Consider the following 20,779-nt stretch of genomic DNA (forward strand, 5'->3'; position numbering starts at 1 on the left):
CACGGTTTCCTTGAATTCTGAATGACTTGCGCATTGTGGATAGCAATGATCTGATGCCGGGACAAAAGATCAATACTGGTCTCAGCCATTAGGAAAATTGGGGCATTGCCATGGTTCGGCCCTATCTGCCGCTGAACGCCTTCCGCGCCTTCGAGGCCTCGGCGCGCCATCTCTCCTTTACGCGCGCCGCCATCGAACTGAATGTCACGCAGGCGGCGGTCAGCCATCAGGTGAAGAGCCTCGAAGAGCAGTTGAACGTCGTGCTCTTCAAGCGGCTGCCGCGCGGGCTGATGATCACCGCGGAGGGCGAGAGCCTGTTGCCGGTGCTGCGCGACAGTTTCGATCGCATGGCCGATGTCGTGGAGCGGTTCCGGGGCGGTCATGTGCGGGAGATCCTCACGGTCGGCGCGGTCGGCACCTTCGCCGTCGGCTGGCTTCTGCCGCGCCTTGCGGGATTTAGCGAGCGCCATCCCTTCGTGGAAATCAGGCTTTCGACCAACAACAACCGTGTCGACCTCGCCGCCGAAGGGCTCGATTTCGCCATCCGCTTCGGGGCCGGCGCGTGGCACGGCACGGATGCCGTCAGGCTGTTCGATGCGCCGCTTTCCGTGCTCGCCATCCCCGCCATCGCGCGCGGGCTGAAGACGCCGGAGGACCTGCTCGGCCTGACGCTGCTGCGCTCCTATCGGCGGGACGAGTGGACGCGCTGGTTCGAGGCCGCCGGCTTGCCGCGCACCCCGCCGCCGCAGAACGCCATCGTCTTCGACACCTCGCTCGCCATGATGGAGGCGGTGCTGCAGGGGGAGGGCGTGGGCCTCGCTCCGCCGCTGATGTTTTCCCGGCTGCTTTCGGCCGGCACCGTCGTCCAGCCCTTCGAGACCAGCGTCGCGCTCGGCAGCTACTGGCTGACCCGCCTGCAATCGCGCAGCCTCACCCCGGCCATGTCGGCCTTCGCGGCATGGCTGGAGGAGACCGTGGCGGCGGAGGCGCTTGGCTAGTTTTTAAGGCCTGGCATCACAAGCACCTTCACCTCTCCAGGCCGGGGCGGGTTCGCCACGGCGTCCGGCAGGGCTTCGAGGCCGATGCGGCGCGAGATCAGCGGCTCGACCCGGATCGTTCCCTCCGCGATCAGGGCGGCGGCGCGGGCATGGGTATCGGGGTTGAGGAAAGCGGTCAGCACACGCACTTCCCGAAACAGCAGGTCGAAAGGCTCGATGGCGACCGTCTCGCCCTGCGGCATCACGCCGAGAATGACGACGGTGCCGCCGTTGCGGGCGAGTTTCGGCGCGTCCGCCACGGTCTCCGCCACGCCGGCGCATTCGATGACGACATCCGCGCCACCGGGCAGCAGGCCGCCCCGACCGCTGATTCCCTCGACCACATTGCCGCTGCCAGGATCGAAGGATGCAGTCGCGCCGGTTGCTTCCGCCAGCTGACGGCGCGTGGCCTGGCGGGTGACGAGGATGACGGAGGTCGCTCCGGCCAGCCTTGCGAGCTGCACCACCAGCATGCCGATGACCCCGCCGCCGAGCACGACGACGGAACTGCCCCGGTGGATGCCGGCCATGTCGATGCCGTGCAGGCAGCAGGCCAGCGGCTCGCAGAACGCGCCTTGCTCGGGCTGTAGCGAAAGCGGCAGTTCATGGGCCTGCTTTTGCGGCACCAGCACATAGTCCGCAAAGCCGCCGTCGCGGTGGATGCCGATGGCCTCCAGGTTCTCGCACAGATTGATGCGGCCGCGTCGGCACTGGGCGCAGCGCCCGCAATGGATGTTGGGATTGCCGGTGATACGTATGCCGGGGCGGAAATCGATGACGGCATCGCCGACCGCCTCCACGATACCGGAGAATTCGTGGCCGAGCGTCACCGGAGGCCTGCAGGGGAACGTGCCGTGCAGGAGGTGGCGGTCGGTGCCGCAGATGCCGGCGGCCTCGACCCGCACGAGTAGTTCGTCGGGGCCGGGCGACGGCGTTTCCACCGTGTGCACGTGAAATTCGCCGATCGCTTCGAGCCGCGCCGCCTTCATGCCGTCCTCCCTTGTCCTCGCAACGGATTGGATCGGGGAAGGCGCGCGCGGTCAAGTCATGTCAGGTTGCGGCGACGCTCCAGTTCGGCATCCGTCGGTGTGTCGAACTCGAAGGAGCCGGTCGTGACATCGCCCGCGCGGACATAGCGGCTGATGACGATGCCGTTCTGGCTCGTCCTGGAGCTTTCAAGGGTGAGGGCGCGCGGGAAGGAGGCATCGCCGAACAGGCGCTTGCCCTTGCCGAGGATGACGGGGAAGACGAAGACGTTGATCTCGTCGACAAGGTCGTTTTCGAACAGCGTCTTGAGGAAATCCGACGAGCCCTGCGTGAGGAGATCCGGCCCGTCGCCGCTTTTGAGCGCCTTCACCGCCGCGATAGCATCGCTACCAAGGGTCTGGCTGTTCTGCCAAGTGGTGCGGAAGCCGGGGTTGCGGGTCGCGACATATTTGGTCACACGGTCGAAGAGCGGGCCGATGGGGTCGTTCGCATCCGCATAGGGCCAGTGGGCCGCGAAGATGTCGTAGGTCTTACGGCCGAGCAGCAAGTCGAAGGGGCGGGCGAACAGTTCGCCGATGACGGCGCCAGCCGTTTCGTCGAAATAGGGCGCGACCCAGCCCCCGAAGCGGAAGCCGCCGATGGGATCCTCCTGCGGCCCGCCCGGCGCCTGCATGACGCCATCGAGACTGGTGAATGCACTGACGATGAGCTTTCGCATGGGGTTACTCCTGATCCGGATCGATTGACGATACCTAGAGACGATTGATGCGACGACGAGCCGACAGGGTGGCCGAAAATTCTTGGCAATGCAGCTTTGTGGACGGCGCCGAGCGCCCGCTTTTCGTTTTGCAAGCAGGCACGCACGCCCTATAAGCTGTTGCTGAGGAACGAATTCGTGTCGTGAACGTTCGTCGGCAATTCAATGCGGGGAAATGCGCCATGGAATGGAAAGGTCGTCGCCAGTCGGACAATATCGAGGACCAGCGCGGAGCCGGGCCATCCATGGGTGGGGGTAACCCCTTCGGGCGCGGCGGCGGCTTCCGCATCCCCATGGGCGGCGGGCGTCGTGCCGGCGGCGGCATGAGCATCGGCACGATCATCTTTCTTGTCGTGATCTATTTCGTCTTCAAGGCGATGGGCATCGATCTCCTGCAGGTCATGGGCAATGGCGGCCAGGTCAGCGTGCCGGGTGTCGAGCAGACGGAAAGCGCCAACCGGCGCACCTCGCCGCAGGAGGAAGAAACCAAGGCCTTCATGGCGACGGTCCTCGCCGAGACGGAAGACACCTGGAACGGCATCTTCCAGGCGGCCGGCGAGCGCTACGAGGAGCCCAAGATGGTGCTCTTTTCCGGTTCGGTCCAGTCGGCCTGCGGCTTTGCGTCGGCGGCATCAGGCCCGTTCTATTGCCCCGGTGACCGCAAGGTCTATCTCGACATGAGCTTCTTCGACGAGCTTGCCAGCAAGTTCGATGCGGCCGGCGATTTCGCCCAGGCCTATGTCGTCGCCCATGAGGTCGGCCATCACGTGCAGAACCTCACCGGCGTCCTGCCGCGCTTCAACCAGCAGCGCCAGCGCATGAGCCAGGCGGACGCAAACCAGATGTCGGTTCGCGTCGAGCTTCAGGCGGATTGCTATGCCGGCATCTGGGGCAAGTACACGCAGCAGAAGGGGCTTCTGGACGCGGGAGACCTCGACGAAGCGCTGAATGCCGCCACCCAGATCGGCGACGATACGATCCAGAAGCGCATGCAGGGCTATGTCGTGCCCGAGAGCTTCAACCACGGCACGTCCGAACAGCGCCGCCGCTGGTTCAAGCGCGGCTTCGATACCGGCCGCGTCGATCAGTGCGACACGTTCAAAGGCGACGTCTGAACCTGTCGTTTCATGCAAACGAAAAAACCCTCCGGCCCAGGCAGACCGGAGGGATTTTTTCATGGGCACGATTGCCAATTTGCGATGTTCATGGATTGTTTCGCCCCGAAAACTGAAATAGAAGTCGCCGCCTGACATTCTTGCGCCGGGCGGCGGTGTTTTTCGTTTCGAGGAATTTTTCATGGTCGATGCCAGGTCCACCCGGCGCGGGCTCTTTCTCGTCTTCATGATCATGTTCCTCGACGTGATCGGCATCGCCATCGTCGTGCCGGTGCTGCCCACCTATCTTCATGAACTGACCGGCGACGATATCAGCCAGGCGGCCATCGATGGCGGCTGGCTGCTGCTGGTCTATGCCGGTATGCAGTTCCTCTTCGCGCCGCTCATCGGCAATCTCTCGGATCGCTTCGGGCGCCGGCCGGTGCTGCTGGCCTGCATCCTCACCTTCGCCATCGACAACCTGATCTGCGCGCTGGCGACGAGCTACTGGATGCTGTTTGCCGGCCGCGTGCTGGCGGGCATCAGCGGTGCGAGCTTCTCCACGGCTGCCGCCTTCATCGCCGATGTCTCCAACGACGAGACACGGGCGAAGAATTTCGGCCTGATGGGCATCGCGTTCGGAACCGGCTTCGTGATCGGCCCTGTAATCGGCGGCGTGCTCGGGGAATTCGGCCCGCGCATCCCCTTCTACGGCGCCGCCGCGATCGCCTTCCTCAATTTTGTCGCCGCCTGCATCCTGCTGCCGGAAAGCCTCGCGCCGAAGAACCGCCGCCGGTTCGAACTCGCGCGCGCCAATCCGCTCGGCGCGCTGCTTCAGATGCGCAACCATCCGGGCGTGCTGTGGGTCGGCGTCGTGCTGTTCTGCTACGGGCTGGCGCATGCCGTCTATCCGGCGGTCTGGCCTTTCGTCGCGGCGCTGCGCTACGGCTGGAGCGAAGGCCAGATCGGCCTGTCGCTCGGCGTTTTCGGCATCGGCGGGGCGCTGGTCATGGCCTTCGTTCTGCCGCGCATCGTGCCGCGCATCGGCGAATACCGCACGGCGGTCGTCGGCATCTGCTTTTCCGTTCTCGGCCTGTCGGGCTATGCCGCTGCCTGGCAGGGCTGGATGGTCTATGTGGTCATCGTGCTGACGGCGCTCGAAAGCCTCGCCGACCCGCCGCTGCGCTCAATTGCGGCCGCGCGCGTTCCGCCATCCGCGCAGGGCGAGTTGCAGGGCGCGCTGACCAGCATATCCAGCATCACAACCGTCATCGGTCCGCTGCTCTTCACGCAGGCGTTCAGCTACTTCACCGGGCCGCAGGCGCCGGTCACGTTTGCCGGTGCGCCCTATGCGCTGGCGGCGGCGATCCTGTTCGTCGGGCTCATCGTCTTCGTCACGACGTTGCGCGGCGCAGGTGCGGGTCCGAAGGCGAAAACGGCACCGGAAACGGCCTGAAGGCGCTCTCAATCGTGATATTTCGACGAAATTTCGCGCGGAAACGGCCTGTTCCAGTCCGCTTTTCGTCTTTTTGATAAGAGCATCAATTCTATTCGATTGATCGCGGGCAGGACTTGTGATCGGAAGCGATGCGAAAGTGAGAACCATCATGCAAACCGCATCGCATCACGCCGACAACAGCTGGCGCGCGCATTTCCGCGCAACCTTGACGCTTGGCGTGCCGCTGATCGGCGCCCAGCTCGCGCAGCTGGGTATCCACACCACGGATGTGGTGATCCTCGGCCGGCTCGGCGCCGCGCATCTCGCGGCCATCGTGCTGGGGAGCCAGTTCTTCTTCACGCTGTTCATTCTGGGTTCCGGCTTTGCCAATGCCGTCATGCCCATGGTGGCGCAGGCCTATGGCCGGGGCGATACCGTTTCGGTGCGCCGTTCCGTGCGCATGGGCATGTGGGTGGTGCTCCTCTATGCCGCGCTCATGGTGCCGATCTTCTACAATGCGGAGAGCATCCTGCTCTATGCCGGCCAGACGCCCGAGGTGGCGGCCCTCGCCGGCAGCTACCTGAAGATCGCCCATTGGGGCATGGCGCCTGCGCTGCTCTTCATGACGCTGCGCGGGCTTGTCAGCGCGCATGGCCGCGCGGGCATCGTGCTCTATGTCACGATCGTCATCCTCACCGTCAACGCCTTCTTCGCGTATGCGCTGGTGCTCGGCCATTTCGGGTTCCCTGCCTGGGGCATCGAGGGGGCCGCCGTGGTCTCCTTCGGCGTCAACCTTCTCAGCTTCGTGCTGATCACCGCCTATATACAGTCGCGACCCGTCATGCGGCGCTACGAGCTCTTCGTGCGCTTCTGGCGACCGGACTGGGCCGCGTTCCGGGAGGTGGTGCAACTGGGGCTGCCGATCGGCTTGACCATGCTGGCGGAAGTCAGCCTCTTCACCGGTGCCTCGCTCTTGATGGGCCGCCTCGGCACGCTTGAGCTTGCCGCTCACGGCATTGCGCTGCAACTCGCCTCACTCGCCTTCATGATCCCGCTCGGCCTCGCGCAGGCCGGCACGGTGCGTGTGGGCGTGGCGCATGGGCGCGGCGATCGCCTGGGTGTCGTGCGCGCATCCTGGGCGGTGCTGGTCGTTGCCGCGACCATCGCGGTTTTCGGCGGCCTGCTCTTCGCGCTCGTTCCGCGGGAACTCGCCGCGATCTTCCTCGACAAGGCCGGCAAGGATTCGGCGGCGGTGCTGGCGATTGCCGGGCCCTTCGTGATGGTTGCCGGTCTTTTCCAGCTGGTCGATGGCCTCCAGGCTATCGCCGCCGGCCTGCTGCGTGGCCTTAAGGATACGCGCATACCCATGGTGCTTGCGCTGATTTCCTACTGGCCGATCGGCTTTCTCTGCGCATGGTTCCTGGCCTTCCCGGCTGGCTTCGGCGGGGTCGGCATATGGTTCGGCTTCGTCAGCGGGCTGGCCGCTGCCGCCGTGTTGCTCAACTGGCGCTTCTACCGCCTCGTGCGGCAGCGGGTCTGATGGACGTCGCGCTCGCGGATATCCGCGCGCTCGAGGAGGCGCTGCACCGCGCAGACGTGCGCGGCTCGCGCGCCGCTGTCGAGGCATTGCTGGCCGACGGTTTCGTCGAGTTCGGCAGTTCCGGCTCGATCTATGACCGCGAGGCCATCATCGGTCTTCTCGCCGCCGAAGCTGACGCGCCGGCCGAAGGCAGGCTGCGCGCCTTCGATTATGCGCTGACGGTCATATCCGCCGATGCCGTTCTGCTCACCTATCGCACCGAGCGGCTGGCAGACGGGAAACCGCCGCGCCATGTGCTGCGCAGTTCCATCTGGAAACGGACCGGTGCGGGCTGGAAGATGCTCTTTCATCAGGGAACGCCGACCGACGCGTGATCACAAACAGAAAAGGCCCCGGACATGTCCGGGGCCTTCCAATTTCTGTGCCGTGAGCCTTAAGCGCGTTCCGGCAGGGCTTCCTCGCCCTTCTTCGCACGCACCAGATTGATGAAGCGGCGGAAGAGGTAGTGGCTGTCCTGCGGGCCGGGGGATGCCTCGGGATGGTGCTGCACGGAGAAGACCGGCTTGCCGACGAGGCGCAGGCCGCAATTCGTGCCGTCGAACAGCGAGACGTGAGTTTCTTCCACGCCGTCCGGCAGCGACGACGAGGCGACGGCAAAGCCGTGGTTCATCGAGACGATTTCCACCTTGCCGGTCGTGTGGTCCTTGACCGGGTGGTTCGCACCGTGATGGCCCTGGTGCATTTTCTCGGTGGTGGCGCCGACTGCAAGGCCGAGCATCTGGTGGCCGAGGCAGATGCCGAAGATCGGCAGGCCCGTTTCGATGAGCTTGCGGATGACCGGCACGGCATATTCACCCGTTGCGGCCGGGTCGCCCGGGCCATTGGACAGGAAGATGCCGTCGGGCTTCTGCGCCAGCACGTCATCGGCGCTGGATGTGGCCGGCATGACCGTGACCTTGCAGCCGAGGCCGGCGAAGAGGCGCAGGATGTTACGCTTCACCCCGTAGTCGAGCGCGACGATGTGGTATTTCACGTCGCTGTCGGCGAGGTCTTCATAGCCTTCGTTCCACACCCACGGCTTCTCGCTCCAGCGCGAGGACTGGCCGGAAGAGGCGACCTTTGCGAGGTCGAGGCCGACGAGGCCGCTCCAGGCCTTGGCTTCGGCCTTCAGCGTCTCGATGTCGAAGACGCCGTTTGGGTCATGGGCGATGACAGCGTTCGGCGCGCCGTTTTCGCGGATCCATGCGGTCAATGCGCGGGTGTCGATGCCCGACAGGCCGATGATGCCGCGGGCCTTTAGCCAAGCGTCGAGGTCCTTGGCCGAGCGGTAGTTCGAGGGATCGGTGATGTCGGCCTTAAAGATGGTGCCGACGGCGCCGTGGCGGGCGGCGGGCGTCAGATCTTCGATATCCTCGTCGTTGGCGCCGATATTGCCGATATGCGGGAAGGTGAAGGTGACGATCTGCCCGAGATAGGAAGGATCGGTCAGGATTTCCTGGTAGCCCGTCAGCGCCGTGTTGAAGCAGACTTCCGCGGTCACCTTGCCAGTGGCGCCGATGCCCTTGCCTTCGATGACGGTGCCGTCGGCGAGGACGAGCAGGGCGGTGGGCTTTTCAGAGGTCCATGCGGGGGTCGAGGTCATGTTCATCCCGTTTCCGGCACCGGCACCGCCGGCTTGAAAGCCAGTGGACCAGGCACCATTTGAGGTCGCAGGCAAGGGCGCGCGGAAACCCGCGTTGGTTCGCCTTGATTGCCAAATTTCGTGCAGGTGCCGGAAAATAGACAAAGCGGATGGCGGGGTCAACCGCCGCCTGTGGATTGCGTGGAATTATAAAGCATTTTGAATCAGATGCTTACGCAATCCGTTTGCGGTCGGGCCCGTTGCCGGTCTATGAGCATGCACAATCGAACGACGACAAGGGCCTGTCGCGCATCCGGCGCCGGCGGCCTTTCATGGAGAAAATGATGCGCGAAATCTTCGCAAACGACCTGAAGGAAGCCCTCAAGGCAAAGGACGCCTGCCGTGTCTCCACGCTGCGCCTGATCCAGGCGACGCTGAAGGACCGCGACATTGCCAACCGTGGCGCGGGCAAGGGCCCCGTCGAGGAGGACGAAGTGTTGCAGATCCTCGCAAAGATGATCAAGCAGCGCGAGGAATCGTCCAAGATCTTCGCCGAAAACGGCCGCCCGGAACTGGCTGCCCAGGAACAGCAGGAAATCGCCGTCATCAAGGGCTTCCTGCCCGAGCAGCTTTCCGACGAGAAGGTGCGTGAGCTGATTACGGGCGTCATCGCCGAGATCGGCGCGCAGGGCCTGCGCGACATGGGCAAGATCATGGCCGTGCTCAAGGAGCGCTATCCCGGCCAGATGGACTTCGCCAAGGCCTCCGGCGTGGTGAAGGATCTCCTGAAGTAAGACGGGAAGGGCGGCTTCGGCCGCCCTTTTCCTTTGTGTCGCCGCCTGTGGATTGCTGTGGGTGACGGACTATCGCTGGCGGCGGGGCGTCCGCGTGGTTATATGAACCTCGACCGAGGTAACCATGCGCTTTTCCAATGCCTTTCTAGACGAGATCCGTGACCGCGTTCCCATTTCGGACGTGATCGGCCGGCGCGTGACCTGGGATCGCAAGAAGACAAATGTCTCGCGCGGCGATTACTGGGCCTGCTGCCCGTTCCACGGCGAGAAGTCGCCGAGCTTCCACTGCGAGGATCGCAAGGGTCGCTACCATTGCTTCGGCTGCGGTGTGTCGGGCGATCATTTCCGCTTTCTCACCGATCTCGACGGGCTGTCCTTCCCGGAGGCCGTGCAGCAGATCGCCGACCTCGCCGGCGTGGCCATGCCCCAGCCCGATCCGCAGGCCGAGCAGCGGGAAAAGGAGCGCATGGGCCTTGTCGAGGTCATGGAGATGGCAACACGCTTCTTCGAGGACCAGTTGCAGACCCCGGCCGGCGCCAAGGCACGCGCCTATCTGCGCGACCGCGGCCTGACAGGCCGCACCATCGAGACCTTCCGCCTCGGTTATGCGCCGGAAAGCCGCAATGCGCTGAAGGAGCATCTTGCGCGCAAGGGCGTGCCGAAGGAGGCGATGGAGGCCTGCGGGCTCGTCGTGCATGGCCCCGATATCCCCGTCTCCTACGACCGTTTCCGCGATCGCATCATGTTCCCGATCCATTCGGTGCGCGAGAAGGTCATCGCCTTCGGCGGCCGCGCCATGTCGCCGGATGCGCCGGCCAAATATCTCAATTCCAACGAGACAGAGCTCTTCCACAAGGGCAGCGTGCTCTACAATCATTCCCGCGCCCGGAAGGCTGCGCAGGGTGCCGGCCGCGCCGGCAGCGCCGCCCAGGACGATAGAGCCACCGGCACGATCATCGCCGTCGAAGGCTATATGGATGTGATCGCGCTCTATCAGGCCGGTATCGAGAACGCGGTGGCGCCGCTCGGCACGGCTTTAACCGAAAACCAGCTCGACCTTCTCTGGCGCATGACGCCGGAGCCCGTGCTGTGCTTCGATGGCGACGGGGCCGGCATTCGTGCGGCCAACCGCGCCGCCGATCTCGCCCTCCCGCTCATCAAGCCGGAGCGCACCGTACGCTTCGCACTGCTGCCCGACGGCAAGGACCCCGACGATCTGGTGCGCCATGAAGGCCGTGCGCCCTTTGACAAGGTGATGGCCAATGCCCGGCCGCTTGCCGACATGATCTGGAATCGCGAGGTGCAGGGCGCGAGCTTCGACACGCCGGAAAGCCGTGCGGCGCTGGAGGCGCGTCTGCGTCAGGTCACGGCCGTTATCGCGGACGAGGACGTGCGCCGCCATTACCAGCAGGCCATGCGCGATCGGCTGAACAGCTTCTTCCGTCCTGCGCAGCGGCAGGGCGGCGGCGGCAATTTCGGCGGCAACCGCCAGCAGAGAAGCGGTGGACGCGGCGGCCAGCAGGGTAACGCGGGGGCGACGGGGATTTCCGACCGGCTCGCGCGCTCGGCGCTGGTGCGCGGCGCGCAGGAACTGCCGGCATTGCGCGAGAGCGTTCTCGCACTCACCGTGGTCAACCACCCCGGCCTGCTGTTCAGCGATTACGACGATATCGCCAGCATCGAATATGACAACCGCGATCTCCAGCGCCTGTGGTCGGCGCTGCTGGGCATTGCCGGCTCCGTCGGCGCGCGGCTGGAGCGCGACCGGCTGATCGAGGACCTCGAGGCGGCGGGCTTCGAGGCGCTGCTCAAGGGGCTGGAACAACAGATCCGCAATTCTCGCCTGTGGACCGCAACGGCGGAAGCCGCGCCGGAAGATGCGCGCGAGGGTTATCTCCAGGCGCTCGCCCTGCACAAGCGCACCCGCGCGCTGCTCTGGCAGCGCCGCGAACTGGAGCGGGAGCTGGCCGTTTCCACCGAGGAGGGAGACGACGAGCGCGTGCCCCAGATCCTGCGCGCCCTTCAGGAGGTGCAGCTGGAGACTATGCGCATGGAAAACCAGGAAGCCATCATCGAAGGCTTCGGCGTGCTCTCCGGCCGCGTGAAGGGCCCTGCCGGTAAGTAAGGGTGCGCCTCTCATCCGCCCTGCGGGTGCTTTCTCCGCGCACGCGGGGCGAAGGTCGTAAGGGGAAGCGTCTCCATCGAGGGAACACCCGGCATCCTTCTTCTACCCGCTTGCGGGAAAAGGTCGCGGCCGCGGGATGAAGGCAAACGGCCGCTGAAAGGTTGCCTCGCCATGCCGCAAACCCCATAGTCCGCCGTGAACGAAACAGGATTCGCATGCTCGATACCTCCACCGCAACCGCCCGCCCATCCCCGCTCGACGTGCTGAAGCGCGTCTATGGTTACGATGCCTTTCGCGGCAAGCAGCAGGCGGTGGTGGAGCATGTCACTGATGGCGGCGATGCGGTCGTGCTCTTCCCCACGGGTGCCGGAAAGTCCCTGTGTTTCCAGATCCCGGCGCTGTGCCGCGATGGTGTGGGTATCGTCATCTCGCCGCTCATTGCCCTGATGCGCGATCAGGTGGAGGCGCTGAAGCAGCTTGGCGTGAAGGCAGCGGCGCTCAACTCCTCTCTGTCGCGCGACGAGTTTTTTGCCGTGCGCGATGCCATGCGCGCTGGCGAGCTCGACATACTCTATGTAACGCCGGAGCGCATCGTCACCGATGGTTTCAGCGAAATCGTGGCGGGTGCCCGCATCGCGCTCTTCGCCATCGACGAGGCGCACTGCGTCTCGCAATGGGGACATGATTTCCGGCCGGAATACCGCACGCTCGGCATGCTCGCAGAGCGCTATCCCGGCGTGCCGCGCGTCGCGCTGACGGCGACCGCCGATCCGCATACGCGCGAGGATATCATCGAGCGCCTCGGGCTCGAGGGTGCTGCCGTCTTCACCACCAGCTTCGACCGGCCGAACATCTCCTACGAGATCGCCGAGCGCGACCAGCCGCGCCAGCAGCTCCTGCGGTTCCTCTCAAAGCATCAGGGAGAGAGCGGTATTGTCTACTGCCTGTCGCGCGCCAAGGTCGAGGACACGGCGGACTGGCTGAACACGCAGGGTGTGCGGGCGCTACCCTATCACGCTGGCTTCGACAGGGCGGTGCGCGATGCCAATCAGGATGCGTTCCTGAAGGAGGAAAACCTCTGCCTCGTCGCGACCGTGGCCTTCGGCATGGGCATAGACAAGCCAGATGTGCGCTACGTCGCCCATCTCGATCTGCCGGGCTCGGTGGAGGCCTATTATCAGGAGACCGGCCGTGCGGGGCGTGACGGCCTGCCGTCCGAAGTCTGGATGGCCTATGGCATGGCCGATGTCGTGCAGCGTCGCAAGATGATCGATGAGGGCGGGGCAGCCGAGGAAATCAAGCGCATCGAGCGCGCCAAGCTGATGTCGCTGCTGGCGATCTGCGAGACGGCCGGCTGCCGGCGGCAGGCGATCCTGGCGCATTTTGGCGAGAGCCATGCGGGGCGTTGCGGCAATTGCGACACCTGCCGCAATCCGGTCGAGACCTGGGACGGCACCGAGGCGGCGATCAAGGCGCTGGCGGCAGTCTACCGCACCGGCGAGCGCTTCGGTGCCGCGCATGTCATTGATGTGCTGGTGGGCGCGGTCAACGAAAAGACGGAGCGCTTCGGGCATACGGAAATGCCGGTCTTCGGGGCTGGCAAGGACGTCGCCAAAAGCGTCTGGCAATCGATCTTCCGACAGCTCATGGCCATGGGGCTTGTCAGTGTAGACCATTCGGCCTTCGGCGCGCTGAAGCTGGAACCGGAGGCGCGCGCCGTTTTCCGCCGCGAGCGGGAGGTGCTTTTGCGCAAAGACCGGCCGCAGACCGGCCGCAAGGCCCGGGCGGGCGGTTCGCCCGCATCGCGCGAACGCTCCAATCTCAGCGGTTCCGACCTGGCGCTGTTCGAGGCGTTACGCGCCGAGCGCCTGGCCATCGCCAAGGACCTCGACGTACCGCCTTACGTCGTCTTCCCCGACACGACGCTGATCGCGCTTGCGCGCGAGCGTCCCGCCGATCTGGAGGAGCTTCTGGATATTCCGGGCATCGGCGTCTCCAAACGCGATCGCTTCGGCGAGGCCTTCCTCGCCGTGATCGAGGATTTCGACGGCTAGCAGCTACATCCTGACAGTCATGCCGCCATCCACAACAAGCACGTGCCCGTTGACGAAGGAGGCGGCGTCGCTGGCGAGAAAAAGCGCGGCGCCGGCAATCTCGTCGGGCCGGGCCCAGCGCTGGACGGGAATGCGCTGGCGCACGAAGGGCATCAGCTCTTCATTGGCGGCCATCGCCGCATTGGTCTCGGTGGCGAACCAGCCCGGCGCGATGGCGTTGCTGGTGATGCCGAGAGGGCCATAGTCGACAGCCATGCTGCGCATGAGGCCGGTCAGGCCCTGCTTGGCGGCGGGGTAGACCCCGTCATTGGGCATGGCGACATGCCCGCCGATGGACGTGACGGCGATGAGCCGGCCGTGGCCGTTCTTCTTCATGAGCGCAGCGGCATCGCGCGAAAGGCTGATGGCGGCCGAGAGGTCGGTGAGGATGAGATCGTCGATGGCGGCATCGTCCATGTCCTCAAGCGCGCGGCGGTCACGCGCGCCGACATTGTTGACCAGCACGTCCAGCCGGCCATGCCTGGCCTCGATGTCCGCAAGCGCCACGCGCTGGGCCGCCCTGTCGGCAATGTCGAAGGCGGCGGCGGATGCCTTGCCGCCGGCGGCGGCGATACGGGAGACGGCCTCCTCCAGTGTCGCGGCGTTGCGGCCGGTCACCACGACATGTGCGCCGGCCTGCGCCAGCCCCAGCGCGATCTCAAAGCCCAGACCGCGTCCGCCGCCCGTCACGAGCGCCACGCGGCCCTTTTGGGAAAACCTGTCCAGTATCGTCATCGCCCCAAGCCCCATTGTCGCCGCCACCGGACAAGAGGAGGGCCGCACTGTCAACCCTGCTTTGCGCACTGGCCCGGTATGGTGACTGCCGTCACCCCTCGCTTTTCCGCATGTGGAAAACGCGGTATGTCCTGTCCTTGAAAGGATGCGCCATGGCCCAGAACATCTATGACCAGCCAGCCTTCTTCGAGGGGTACAGCAATCTGCCCCGTTCGCTTTATGGACTTGCGGGTGCGGCCGAGTGGGGTTCGGTGCGAGAAATGCTGCCGGACCTCGCAGGCAAGCGCATTGTCGATCTCGGCTGTGGCTTCGGCTGGTTTGCGCGTCATGCGGCGGACGAGGGCGCGCAAAGTGTGCTGGGCCTCGATCTCTCGGAGAACATGATCGCCCGTGCGCGCGCCGAAACCGCGTCACCGGCCGTGCGCTACGAGATTGCCGATCTCGAGCGGCTCGACCTGCCGGCGCAGGCCTTCGATCTGGCCTATTCGTCGCTAGCCTTCCACTATATCGCGGATTTCGATCGTCTGGTCCGTATGATCCATGCCGCGCTCGTGCCGGGTTCGGATTTCGTCTTCACTATCGAACATCCCATCTATATGGCGCCATCCACGCCCGACTGGGCCGAGGTCGGCGGGAAAATGGTCTGGCCGGTCGATGGCTACCTCATCGAAGGCCAGCGCACGACGGACTGGCTCGCTGAGGGCGTCGTCAAATATCATCGCACGCTGGGCACGACGCTGAACGCATTGATCGAGGCGGGCTTCACGCTTCGCCATGTCGAGGAATGGCGGCCGAGTGCTGCGCAGCTCGCCGAGCATCCGGAATGGCAGGTCGAGCTTAACCGGCCGATGTTCCTGCTGATCGCCTGCGGGCGTCCCTGAATTCGCTGAAAGAGCGGCACTCCACGCCGCCTTTTCGCTCCAGAATAGCCTGCACGGCGTGATTGCGCCGCCAGGACGACAAACAGCAAGCCGGCATGCATCGGCCGACACTCATCGGGAAGGGAGTTAAGCCCATGACCTCCGCGTTCATCGCCCATCTGCAATCCGAGATCGAGGGCCTCAAGGCCGGCGGCCTTTACAAGTCCGAACGTGTCATCACCTCCAAGCAGGCCGGCGAGATCGCGGTCCAGTCGGGCGAGCGGGTGCTGAATTTCTGCGCCAACAACTATCTCGGCCTCGCCGACAACGCGGAACTGGCCGAAGCCGGCAAGGCGGCGCTCGACCGTTACGGCTACGGCATGGCCTCGGTGCGCTTCATCTGCGGCACGCAGGAAGAGCACAAGCAGCTGGAAGCGCGCATATCGTCCTTCCTCGGGCTGGAAGACACGATCCTCTATTCCTCCTGTTTCGATGCCAATGGTGGCCTGTTCGAAACCTTGCTGGGCGAAGAGGACGCGATCATTTCCGACGCATTGAACCATGCCTCGATCATCGATGGCGTGCGTCTCTCCAAGGCCAAGCGTTTCCGCTACGCCAACAACGACATGGGGAGCCTTGAGGAAGAGCTGAAAAAGGCCGAGGGCAGCCGCTTCAAGATGATCGCCACCGACGGCGTCTTCTCGATGGATGGCATCATCGCCAACCTTCAGGGCGTCTGCGATCTCGCCGAAAAATACGGCGCGATGGTCATGGTGGATGACAGTCACGCCGTCGGTTTCGTCGGCCGGCACGGCCGCGGTTCGGCAGAGCATTGCGGTGTCGAAGGCCGCGTCGATATCATCACGGGCACGCTTGGCAAGGCGCTCGGCGGCGCCTCGGGCGGCTATACGTCCGGAAAACGCGAGGTCGTCGAATGGCTGCGCCAGCGCTCGCGGCCCTATCTGTTTTCCAACACGCTGGCGCCGGTCATTGCGGCCGCCTCGCTCAAGGTCTTCGATCTCATCGACAATGGCGATACGTTGCGCACGCGCCTTTATGCCAATGCTGACCTCTTCCGCAGCGAGATGACGAAGCTCGGCTTCACGCTGGCGGGCGAGGGGCACCCCATTATTCCCGTCATGTTGGGCGATGCCGCGCTGGCGCAGGAAATGGCGAGCCGTATGCTGGCCCGGGGCGTCTACGTCATCGGCTTCTCCTTCCCCGTCGTGCCGCGCGGGCAGGCGCGCATCCGCACCCAGATGTCGGCCGCGCACAGCGAGGCGGATGTCCGCAGGGCTATCGACGTCTTCGCTGAGGTGGGACGTGAACTGGGCGTTATTTGAACTGTCTTCTGAATCCCTTGCGGAGGTTTCGTCATGTCGAACATGATGCGTGCGCTGGTTAAGGCAAAGCCCGAGGTCGGCCTGTGGATGGAGCATATGCCTGTGCCGGAGGTCGGGCCGAACGATGTGCTGATCCGGGTGAAGAAATCCGCGATCTGCGGCACGGACGTGCATATCTGGAACTGGGATCACTGGGCGCAGAAGACCATTCCGGTGCCGATGGTCGTCGGCCATGAATTCGTCGGTGAGATCGCCGAGATCGGCTCGTCCGTCACCAAGTACAAGGTCGGCGAGCGCGTCTCGGGCGAGGGGCATATCGTTTGCGGCAAGTGCCGCAACTGCCGCGCCGGACGTGGCCATCTGTGCCATTATACCAAGGGCGTCGGCGTCAACCGGCCGGGCTCCTTCGGCGAATTCGTCTGCCTGCCGGAATACAATGTCGTGCCCATCCCCGATGACGTGCCCGACGAAGTGGCGGCGATCTTCGACCCGTTCGGCAATGCCGTGCACACCGCGCTCTCCTTCGACCTCGTCGGCGAGGACGTGCTCGTCACCGGTGCGGGCCCGATCGGCATCATGGGCGCGATGGTCGCCAAGCGGTCGGGCGCGCGCAAGGTCGTCATCACCGACATCAATCCCGTCCGCCTGGAACTCGCCCGCAAGGTCGGCATCGATTACGTCGTGGATGCCTCCAGCCAGGATCTCGCGGAAGTGATGACGCAGATCGGCATGACGGAGGGTTTCGACGTCGGGCTTGAAATGTCGGGCGCGCCGCCGGCCTTCCGCTCGATGATCGACACGATGAACAATGGCGGCAAGATCGCCATCCTTGGCATCGCGCCTGACGGTTTCGGCATCGACTGGAACAAGGTCATCTTCAAGATGCTGACTCTCAAGGGCATCTACGGACGCGAAATGTTCGAAACGTGGTACAAGATGATCGCTTTCGTGCAGGGTGGCCTCGACCTTGCCCCGATCATCACGCACAGGATCGGGATCGACGATTTCCGCGATGGTTTCGAGGCGATGCGCTCGGGCAATTCCGGCAAGGTTGTCATGGACTGGTATTGAGGCCTGCCGCGATGGCGGCGGACATGGATGGGGAGGAGAAGCGATGATGTATGAGGGAAGCTGCCATTGCGGCAACATTGCCTTCGAGGTGGAGGGCACGTTCGACAGCGGACTCGACTGCAACTGTTCCCTGTGCCGGCGGCGCGGCGGGTTGCTGGCCTTCGTACCGGCGGAAAACCTGCGGCTGACCACGCCGCGAGAGAACGTGTCGACCTACACGTTCAACCATCACGTCATCCAGCATCATTTCTGTGCCAATTGCGGTATCGCGCCCTATGGCGAGGGCGCCGACCCCAAGGGAAACCGCATGGCGGCGGTCAATCTGCGCTGCATTCCGGCCATCGATATCGAGGCGCTGACGATCACGAAGGTGGACGGGCGGTCCTTCTGAGAGGCTGAAGCGAATCGCCTGGGCCGGATCGCCGGACATCAGGCGCTTGCAAGCCCTTGTCTTTGCGCGAAGCGCACCTACATGAGGGACAATCACCCTGCTATGCCGGCTTTCCCGTCTAGAAACCCGAATCGTAGGCTTTTACGGGTTTTTTGCCGGAAAAGCTTGACGCAACCGAAAATTCTGGGAATCACCATTGTTGGCGAGCAAGGAATGGGTACGGCGATCGGGAAGTCATGCAGTCGTGTCGCCTCGGCGGCGCGTTCACAAGCCCGCAGGCCGGGCGTGGTTAATCGGGATTTAATTGTCCATCCGTTAGGTCAGGGATGCTGATTCGCGGTAACGCACGCCGAAGGGCGATCGGCTGCGGACCCCCAACCGCTTGGAAACGGATATTCAGGAAAGCGACAGAGTAAATGGCGACGAAGGTCAAAGAGAACGAGGAAGTCGAAAACGAACGCGAAGGCGCATCCGACGGCCCACTTCTCGATCTTTCCGATGATGCCGTCAAGAAGATGATCAAGGCCGCCAAGAAGCGCGGCTATGTCACGATGGATGAGCTGAATTCCGTTCTGCCCTCCGAGGAAGTCACCTCGGAGCAGATCGAGGACACCATGTCCATGCTCTCCGACATGGGCATCAACGTCATCGAGGATGAGGACGCCGAAGAGGCGGCCCAGGGCGGCGACGACGAAAGCAGCGACGACGACAACGAAAGCGAAGGCGGCGAACTGGCTGCTTCCGGCGGCACCGCGCTTGCGACCGCCAAGAAGAAGGAGCCGACGGACCGTACCGACGACCCGGTGCGCATGTATCTGCGCGAGATGGGCTCGGTAGAGCTTCTGTCGCGCGAAGGCGAAATCGCCATCGCCAAGCGCATCGAAGCCGGTCGCGAGACCATGATCGCCGGCCTCTGTGAGAGCCCGCTGACGTTCCAGGCCATCATCATCTGGCGGGATGAACTCAACGAAGGCCAGACGCTGCTGCGCGAGATCATCGATCTCGAAACCACCTATTCCGGTCCTGAGGCGAAGGCCGCTCCGCAGTTCCAGTCTCCTGAAAAGATCGAGGCCGACCGCAAGGCCGCCGAGGAGAAGGAAAAGAACCGCAAGCCGCGTGCGGCAAACGACGACGACATCACCAATGTCGGCGGCGAGGGCCAGCCGGCGGAAGAAGAGGAAGAGGACGACGACGAGTCGAACCTTTCGCTCGCCGCCATGGAAGCGGAACTGCGTCCGCAGGTCATGGAGACGCTCGACACGATCGCCGAGACCTACAAGAAGCTGCGCAAGCTGCAGGACCAGCAGGTGGAAGCCCGCCTGCAGGCGACCGGCACGCTGTCGCCCGCCCAGGAGCGCCGCTACAAGGAGCTCAAGGACGAGCTGATCACGGCCGTCAAGTCGCTGTCGCTCAACCAGAACCGCGTCGACAGCCTCGTCGAGCAGCTCTACGACATCTCCAAGCGTCTGATGCAGAACGAAGGCCGCCTGCTGCGCCTTGCCGAAAGCTACGGCGTCAAGCGTGACTCGTTCCTCGAGCAGTATTCCGGCGCGGAACTCGATCCGAACTGGATGAAGTCGATTGCCAATCTGGCCGCTCGCGGCTGGAAGGAATTCGCCAAGAGCGAAAACACGACGATCCGCGACATCCGTCAGGAGATCCAGAACCTCGCGACCGAAACCGGCATTTCGATCGCCGAATTCCGCCGCATCGTTTCGATGGTGCAGAAGGGCGAGCGCGAAGCTCGCATCGCCAAGAAGGAGATGGTGGAAGCCAACCTCCGTCTCGTGATCTCGATCGCCAAGAAGTACACGAACCGCGGCCTGCAGTTCCTCGATCTCATCCAGGAAGGCAATATCGGCCTCATGAAGGCGGTCGACAAGTTCGAGTATCGCCGCGGCTACAAGTTCTCCACCTACGCGACGTGGTGGATCCGTCAGGCGATCACCCGTTCGATCGCCGACCAGGCCCGCACGATCCGTATCCCGGTGCACATGATCGAGACGATCAACAAGATCGTCCGCACCTCGCGCCAGATGCTGCACGAGATCGGCCGCGAGCCGACGCCGGAAGAACTGGCCGAAAAGCTTGCCATGCCGCTCGAAAAGGTCCGCAAGGTCCTCAAGATCGCCAAGGAGCCGATCTCGCTGGAAACGCCTGTCGGCGACGAAGAAGATTCGCATCTCGGCGATTTCATCGAAGACAAGAACGCGCTTCTGCCGATCGATGCCGCCATCCAGGCGAACCTGCGCGAGACGACGACCCGCGTTCTGGCCTCGCTTACGCCGCGCGAAGAGCGCGTGCTGCGTATGCGCTTCGGCATCGGCATGAACACCGACCACACGCTGGAAGAAGTCGGCCAGCAGTTCTCGGTCACGCGCGAACGTATCCGCCAGATCGAGGCGAAGGCGCTGCGCAAGCTCAAGCACCCGAGCCGCTCCAGAAAGCTGAGAAGCTTCCTGGACAGCTGAGCCTGTCCTGCACTCTTGCAAGGGCCCGGTCGTTTTCGCGACCGGGCCTTTTGCGTTTGTGCGTCAGGCCGGCCGAACAAGCAGCCGTACGAGGCGGCGAGTGAGCGGCAGGGCGAGAAGCAGGGTTGGGAAGGCGATGGTCCAGGATATCACCCAGGCCGGCAGCCAATGGCTGGCGAAATCGGCCTGCAGGCCGAGATTGCGCCAGGTGGCGACGGCCGACACGACCATCGTCATGATAACGGAAAGGATGAGGGGCATTACGAAACCCGCATAGCGGGCCGGCAGGCGCGTAAGCTGCATGGCAGTTTTCCTTTGAAGGGAAATCGTTCTGGCGTCGGCATCGTAAACCTTGCGCAAACGCCCTCGCGGACGATTTCAGGTCTGGATGCGTTGCTTGACGTCAAACGCTTACGGCCGAT

Annotated in this window: 18 protein-coding genes; 13 read left to right on the forward strand and 5 right to left on the reverse strand. The window is 64.1% G+C overall.

The window, feature by feature from the left end; all coding sequences use genetic code 11:
- The first annotated feature begins 110 nt into the window (after positions 1 to 110).
- Positions 111 to 998, forward strand: coding sequence for a LysR family transcriptional regulator (locus tag MKI86_RS04865; RefSeq protein ID WP_241598162.1), 888 nt, complete (start codon positions 111 to 113; stop codon positions 996 to 998).
- Here MKI86_RS04865 and MKI86_RS04870 read toward each other — a convergent pair.
- Together MKI86_RS04870 and MKI86_RS04875 are read right to left on the reverse strand one after the other, a co-directional pair.
- Positions 995 to 2,026, reverse strand: coding sequence for a zinc-dependent alcohol dehydrogenase family protein (locus MKI86_RS04870; protein ID WP_241598164.1), 1,032 nt, complete (start codon positions 2,024 to 2,026; stop codon positions 995 to 997). The genes MKI86_RS04865 and MKI86_RS04870 overlap by 4 nt on opposite strands.
- 56 nt (positions 2,027 to 2,082) lie before the next feature.
- A complete protein-coding gene (locus MKI86_RS04875; protein ID WP_241598165.1) occupies positions 2,083 to 2,742 on the reverse strand; it encodes a dihydrofolate reductase family protein in 660 nt (219 codons plus the stop codon).
- A 221-nt stretch (positions 2,743 to 2,963) separates the two neighbouring features.
- Between MKI86_RS04875 and ypfJ the strand changes: the two genes are divergently transcribed.
- The 4 genes from ypfJ to MKI86_RS04895 all read left to right on the forward strand — a co-directional run bounded on the left by ypfJ (position 2,964) and on the right by MKI86_RS04895 (position 7,227).
- Positions 2,964 to 3,896 carry a KPN_02809 family neutral zinc metallopeptidase gene (gene ypfJ / locus MKI86_RS04880; protein WP_241598167.1) on the forward strand — a complete coding sequence of 311 codons (933 nt, stop codon included), beginning with the start codon at positions 2,964 to 2,966 and terminating at the stop codon, positions 3,894 to 3,896.
- Positions 3,897 to 4,077: 181 nt separating this feature from the next.
- Positions 4,078 to 5,331: a TCR/Tet family MFS transporter gene (locus MKI86_RS04885; protein ID WP_241598169.1), complete on the forward strand. Its 1,254-nt coding sequence runs from the start codon at positions 4,078 to 4,080 to the stop codon at positions 5,329 to 5,331.
- Between the two features lie 151 nt (positions 5,332 to 5,482).
- Positions 5,483 to 6,853 (forward strand): MATE family efflux transporter, encoded by a 1,371-nt coding sequence (locus MKI86_RS04890; protein ID WP_241598170.1) that lies wholly within the window; start codon positions 5,483 to 5,485, stop codon positions 6,851 to 6,853.
- Positions 6,853 to 7,227 (forward strand): nuclear transport factor 2 family protein, encoded by a 375-nt coding sequence (locus MKI86_RS04895; protein WP_241598171.1) that lies wholly within the window; start codon positions 6,853 to 6,855, stop codon positions 7,225 to 7,227. Before MKI86_RS04890 ends, MKI86_RS04895 begins: the two co-directional genes overlap by 1 nt.
- Before the next feature lie 59 nt (positions 7,228 to 7,286).
- Here MKI86_RS04895 and carA read toward each other — a convergent pair whose 3' ends face one another.
- Positions 7,287 to 8,495, reverse strand: a complete 1,209-nt coding sequence (gene carA / locus MKI86_RS04900) for a glutamine-hydrolyzing carbamoyl-phosphate synthase small subunit (protein ID WP_241598174.1) — start codon at positions 8,493 to 8,495, stop codon at positions 7,287 to 7,289.
- Between the two features lie 323 nt (positions 8,496 to 8,818).
- Between carA and MKI86_RS04905 the strand changes: the two genes are divergently transcribed.
- The 3 genes from MKI86_RS04905 to recQ all read left to right on the forward strand — a co-directional run bounded on the left by MKI86_RS04905 (position 8,819) and on the right by recQ (position 13,447).
- Positions 8,819 to 9,268 carry a GatB/YqeY domain-containing protein gene (locus tag MKI86_RS04905; protein WP_241598176.1) on the forward strand — a complete coding sequence of 150 codons (450 nt, stop codon included), beginning with the start codon at positions 8,819 to 8,821 and terminating at the stop codon, positions 9,266 to 9,268.
- A gap of 124 nt (positions 9,269 to 9,392) precedes the next feature.
- Positions 9,393 to 11,393: a DNA primase gene (dnaG, locus tag MKI86_RS04910; protein ID WP_241598178.1), complete on the forward strand. Its 2,001-nt coding sequence runs from the start codon at positions 9,393 to 9,395 to the stop codon at positions 11,391 to 11,393.
- A gap of 215 nt (positions 11,394 to 11,608) precedes the next feature.
- The gene (gene recQ, locus MKI86_RS04915) at positions 11,609 to 13,447 is read left to right on the forward strand and encodes a DNA helicase RecQ (RefSeq protein WP_241598180.1); all 1,839 of its coding nucleotides are present in this window, start codon (positions 11,609 to 11,611) and stop codon (positions 13,445 to 13,447) included.
- A 3-nt stretch (positions 13,448 to 13,450) separates the two neighbouring features.
- Here recQ and MKI86_RS04920 read toward each other — a convergent pair whose 3' ends face one another.
- Complete coding sequence (locus MKI86_RS04920; RefSeq protein WP_241598182.1) at positions 13,451 to 14,221, reverse strand: SDR family oxidoreductase; 771 nt, start codon at positions 14,219 to 14,221, stop codon at positions 13,451 to 13,453.
- Positions 14,222 to 14,373: 152 nt separating this feature from the next.
- Here MKI86_RS04920 and MKI86_RS04925 point away from each other — a divergent pair, with 152 nt between their 5' ends.
- The 5 genes from MKI86_RS04925 to rpoD all read left to right on the forward strand — a co-directional run bounded on the left by MKI86_RS04925 (position 14,374) and on the right by rpoD (position 20,357).
- The gene (locus MKI86_RS04925) at positions 14,374 to 15,102 is read left to right on the forward strand and encodes a class I SAM-dependent methyltransferase (RefSeq protein ID WP_241598184.1); all 729 of its coding nucleotides are present in this window, start codon (positions 14,374 to 14,376) and stop codon (positions 15,100 to 15,102) included.
- A 134-nt stretch (positions 15,103 to 15,236) separates the two neighbouring features.
- The gene (locus MKI86_RS04930) at positions 15,237 to 16,424 is read left to right on the forward strand and encodes a glycine C-acetyltransferase (RefSeq protein ID WP_241598186.1); all 1,188 of its coding nucleotides are present in this window, start codon (positions 15,237 to 15,239) and stop codon (positions 16,422 to 16,424) included.
- Positions 16,425 to 16,457: 33 nt separating this feature from the next.
- Positions 16,458 to 17,495, forward strand: coding sequence for an L-threonine 3-dehydrogenase (gene tdh, locus MKI86_RS04935; protein ID WP_241598188.1), 1,038 nt, complete (start codon positions 16,458 to 16,460; stop codon positions 17,493 to 17,495).
- 43 nt (positions 17,496 to 17,538) lie between these two features.
- Positions 17,539 to 17,886 (forward strand): GFA family protein, encoded by a 348-nt coding sequence (locus tag MKI86_RS04940; protein ID WP_241598190.1) that lies wholly within the window; start codon positions 17,539 to 17,541, stop codon positions 17,884 to 17,886.
- 416 nt (positions 17,887 to 18,302) lie between these two features.
- Entirely contained in the window at positions 18,303 to 20,357 is a 2,055-nt protein-coding gene (rpoD, locus tag MKI86_RS04945) for an RNA polymerase sigma factor RpoD (protein WP_241598193.1), read from the forward strand.
- Between the two features lie 63 nt (positions 20,358 to 20,420).
- Here the strand turns inward: rpoD and MKI86_RS04950 are convergent, their stop codons facing one another.
- Positions 20,421 to 20,660: a DUF2798 domain-containing protein gene (locus tag MKI86_RS04950; protein ID WP_241598194.1), complete on the reverse strand. Its 240-nt coding sequence runs from the start codon at positions 20,658 to 20,660 to the stop codon at positions 20,421 to 20,423.
- Between the last annotated feature and the right edge of the window lie 119 nt (positions 20,661 to 20,779).

Source organism: Shinella sedimenti, from assembly GCF_022601905.1.
GTDB lineage: Bacteria > Pseudomonadota > Alphaproteobacteria > Rhizobiales > Rhizobiaceae > Shinella > Shinella sedimenti.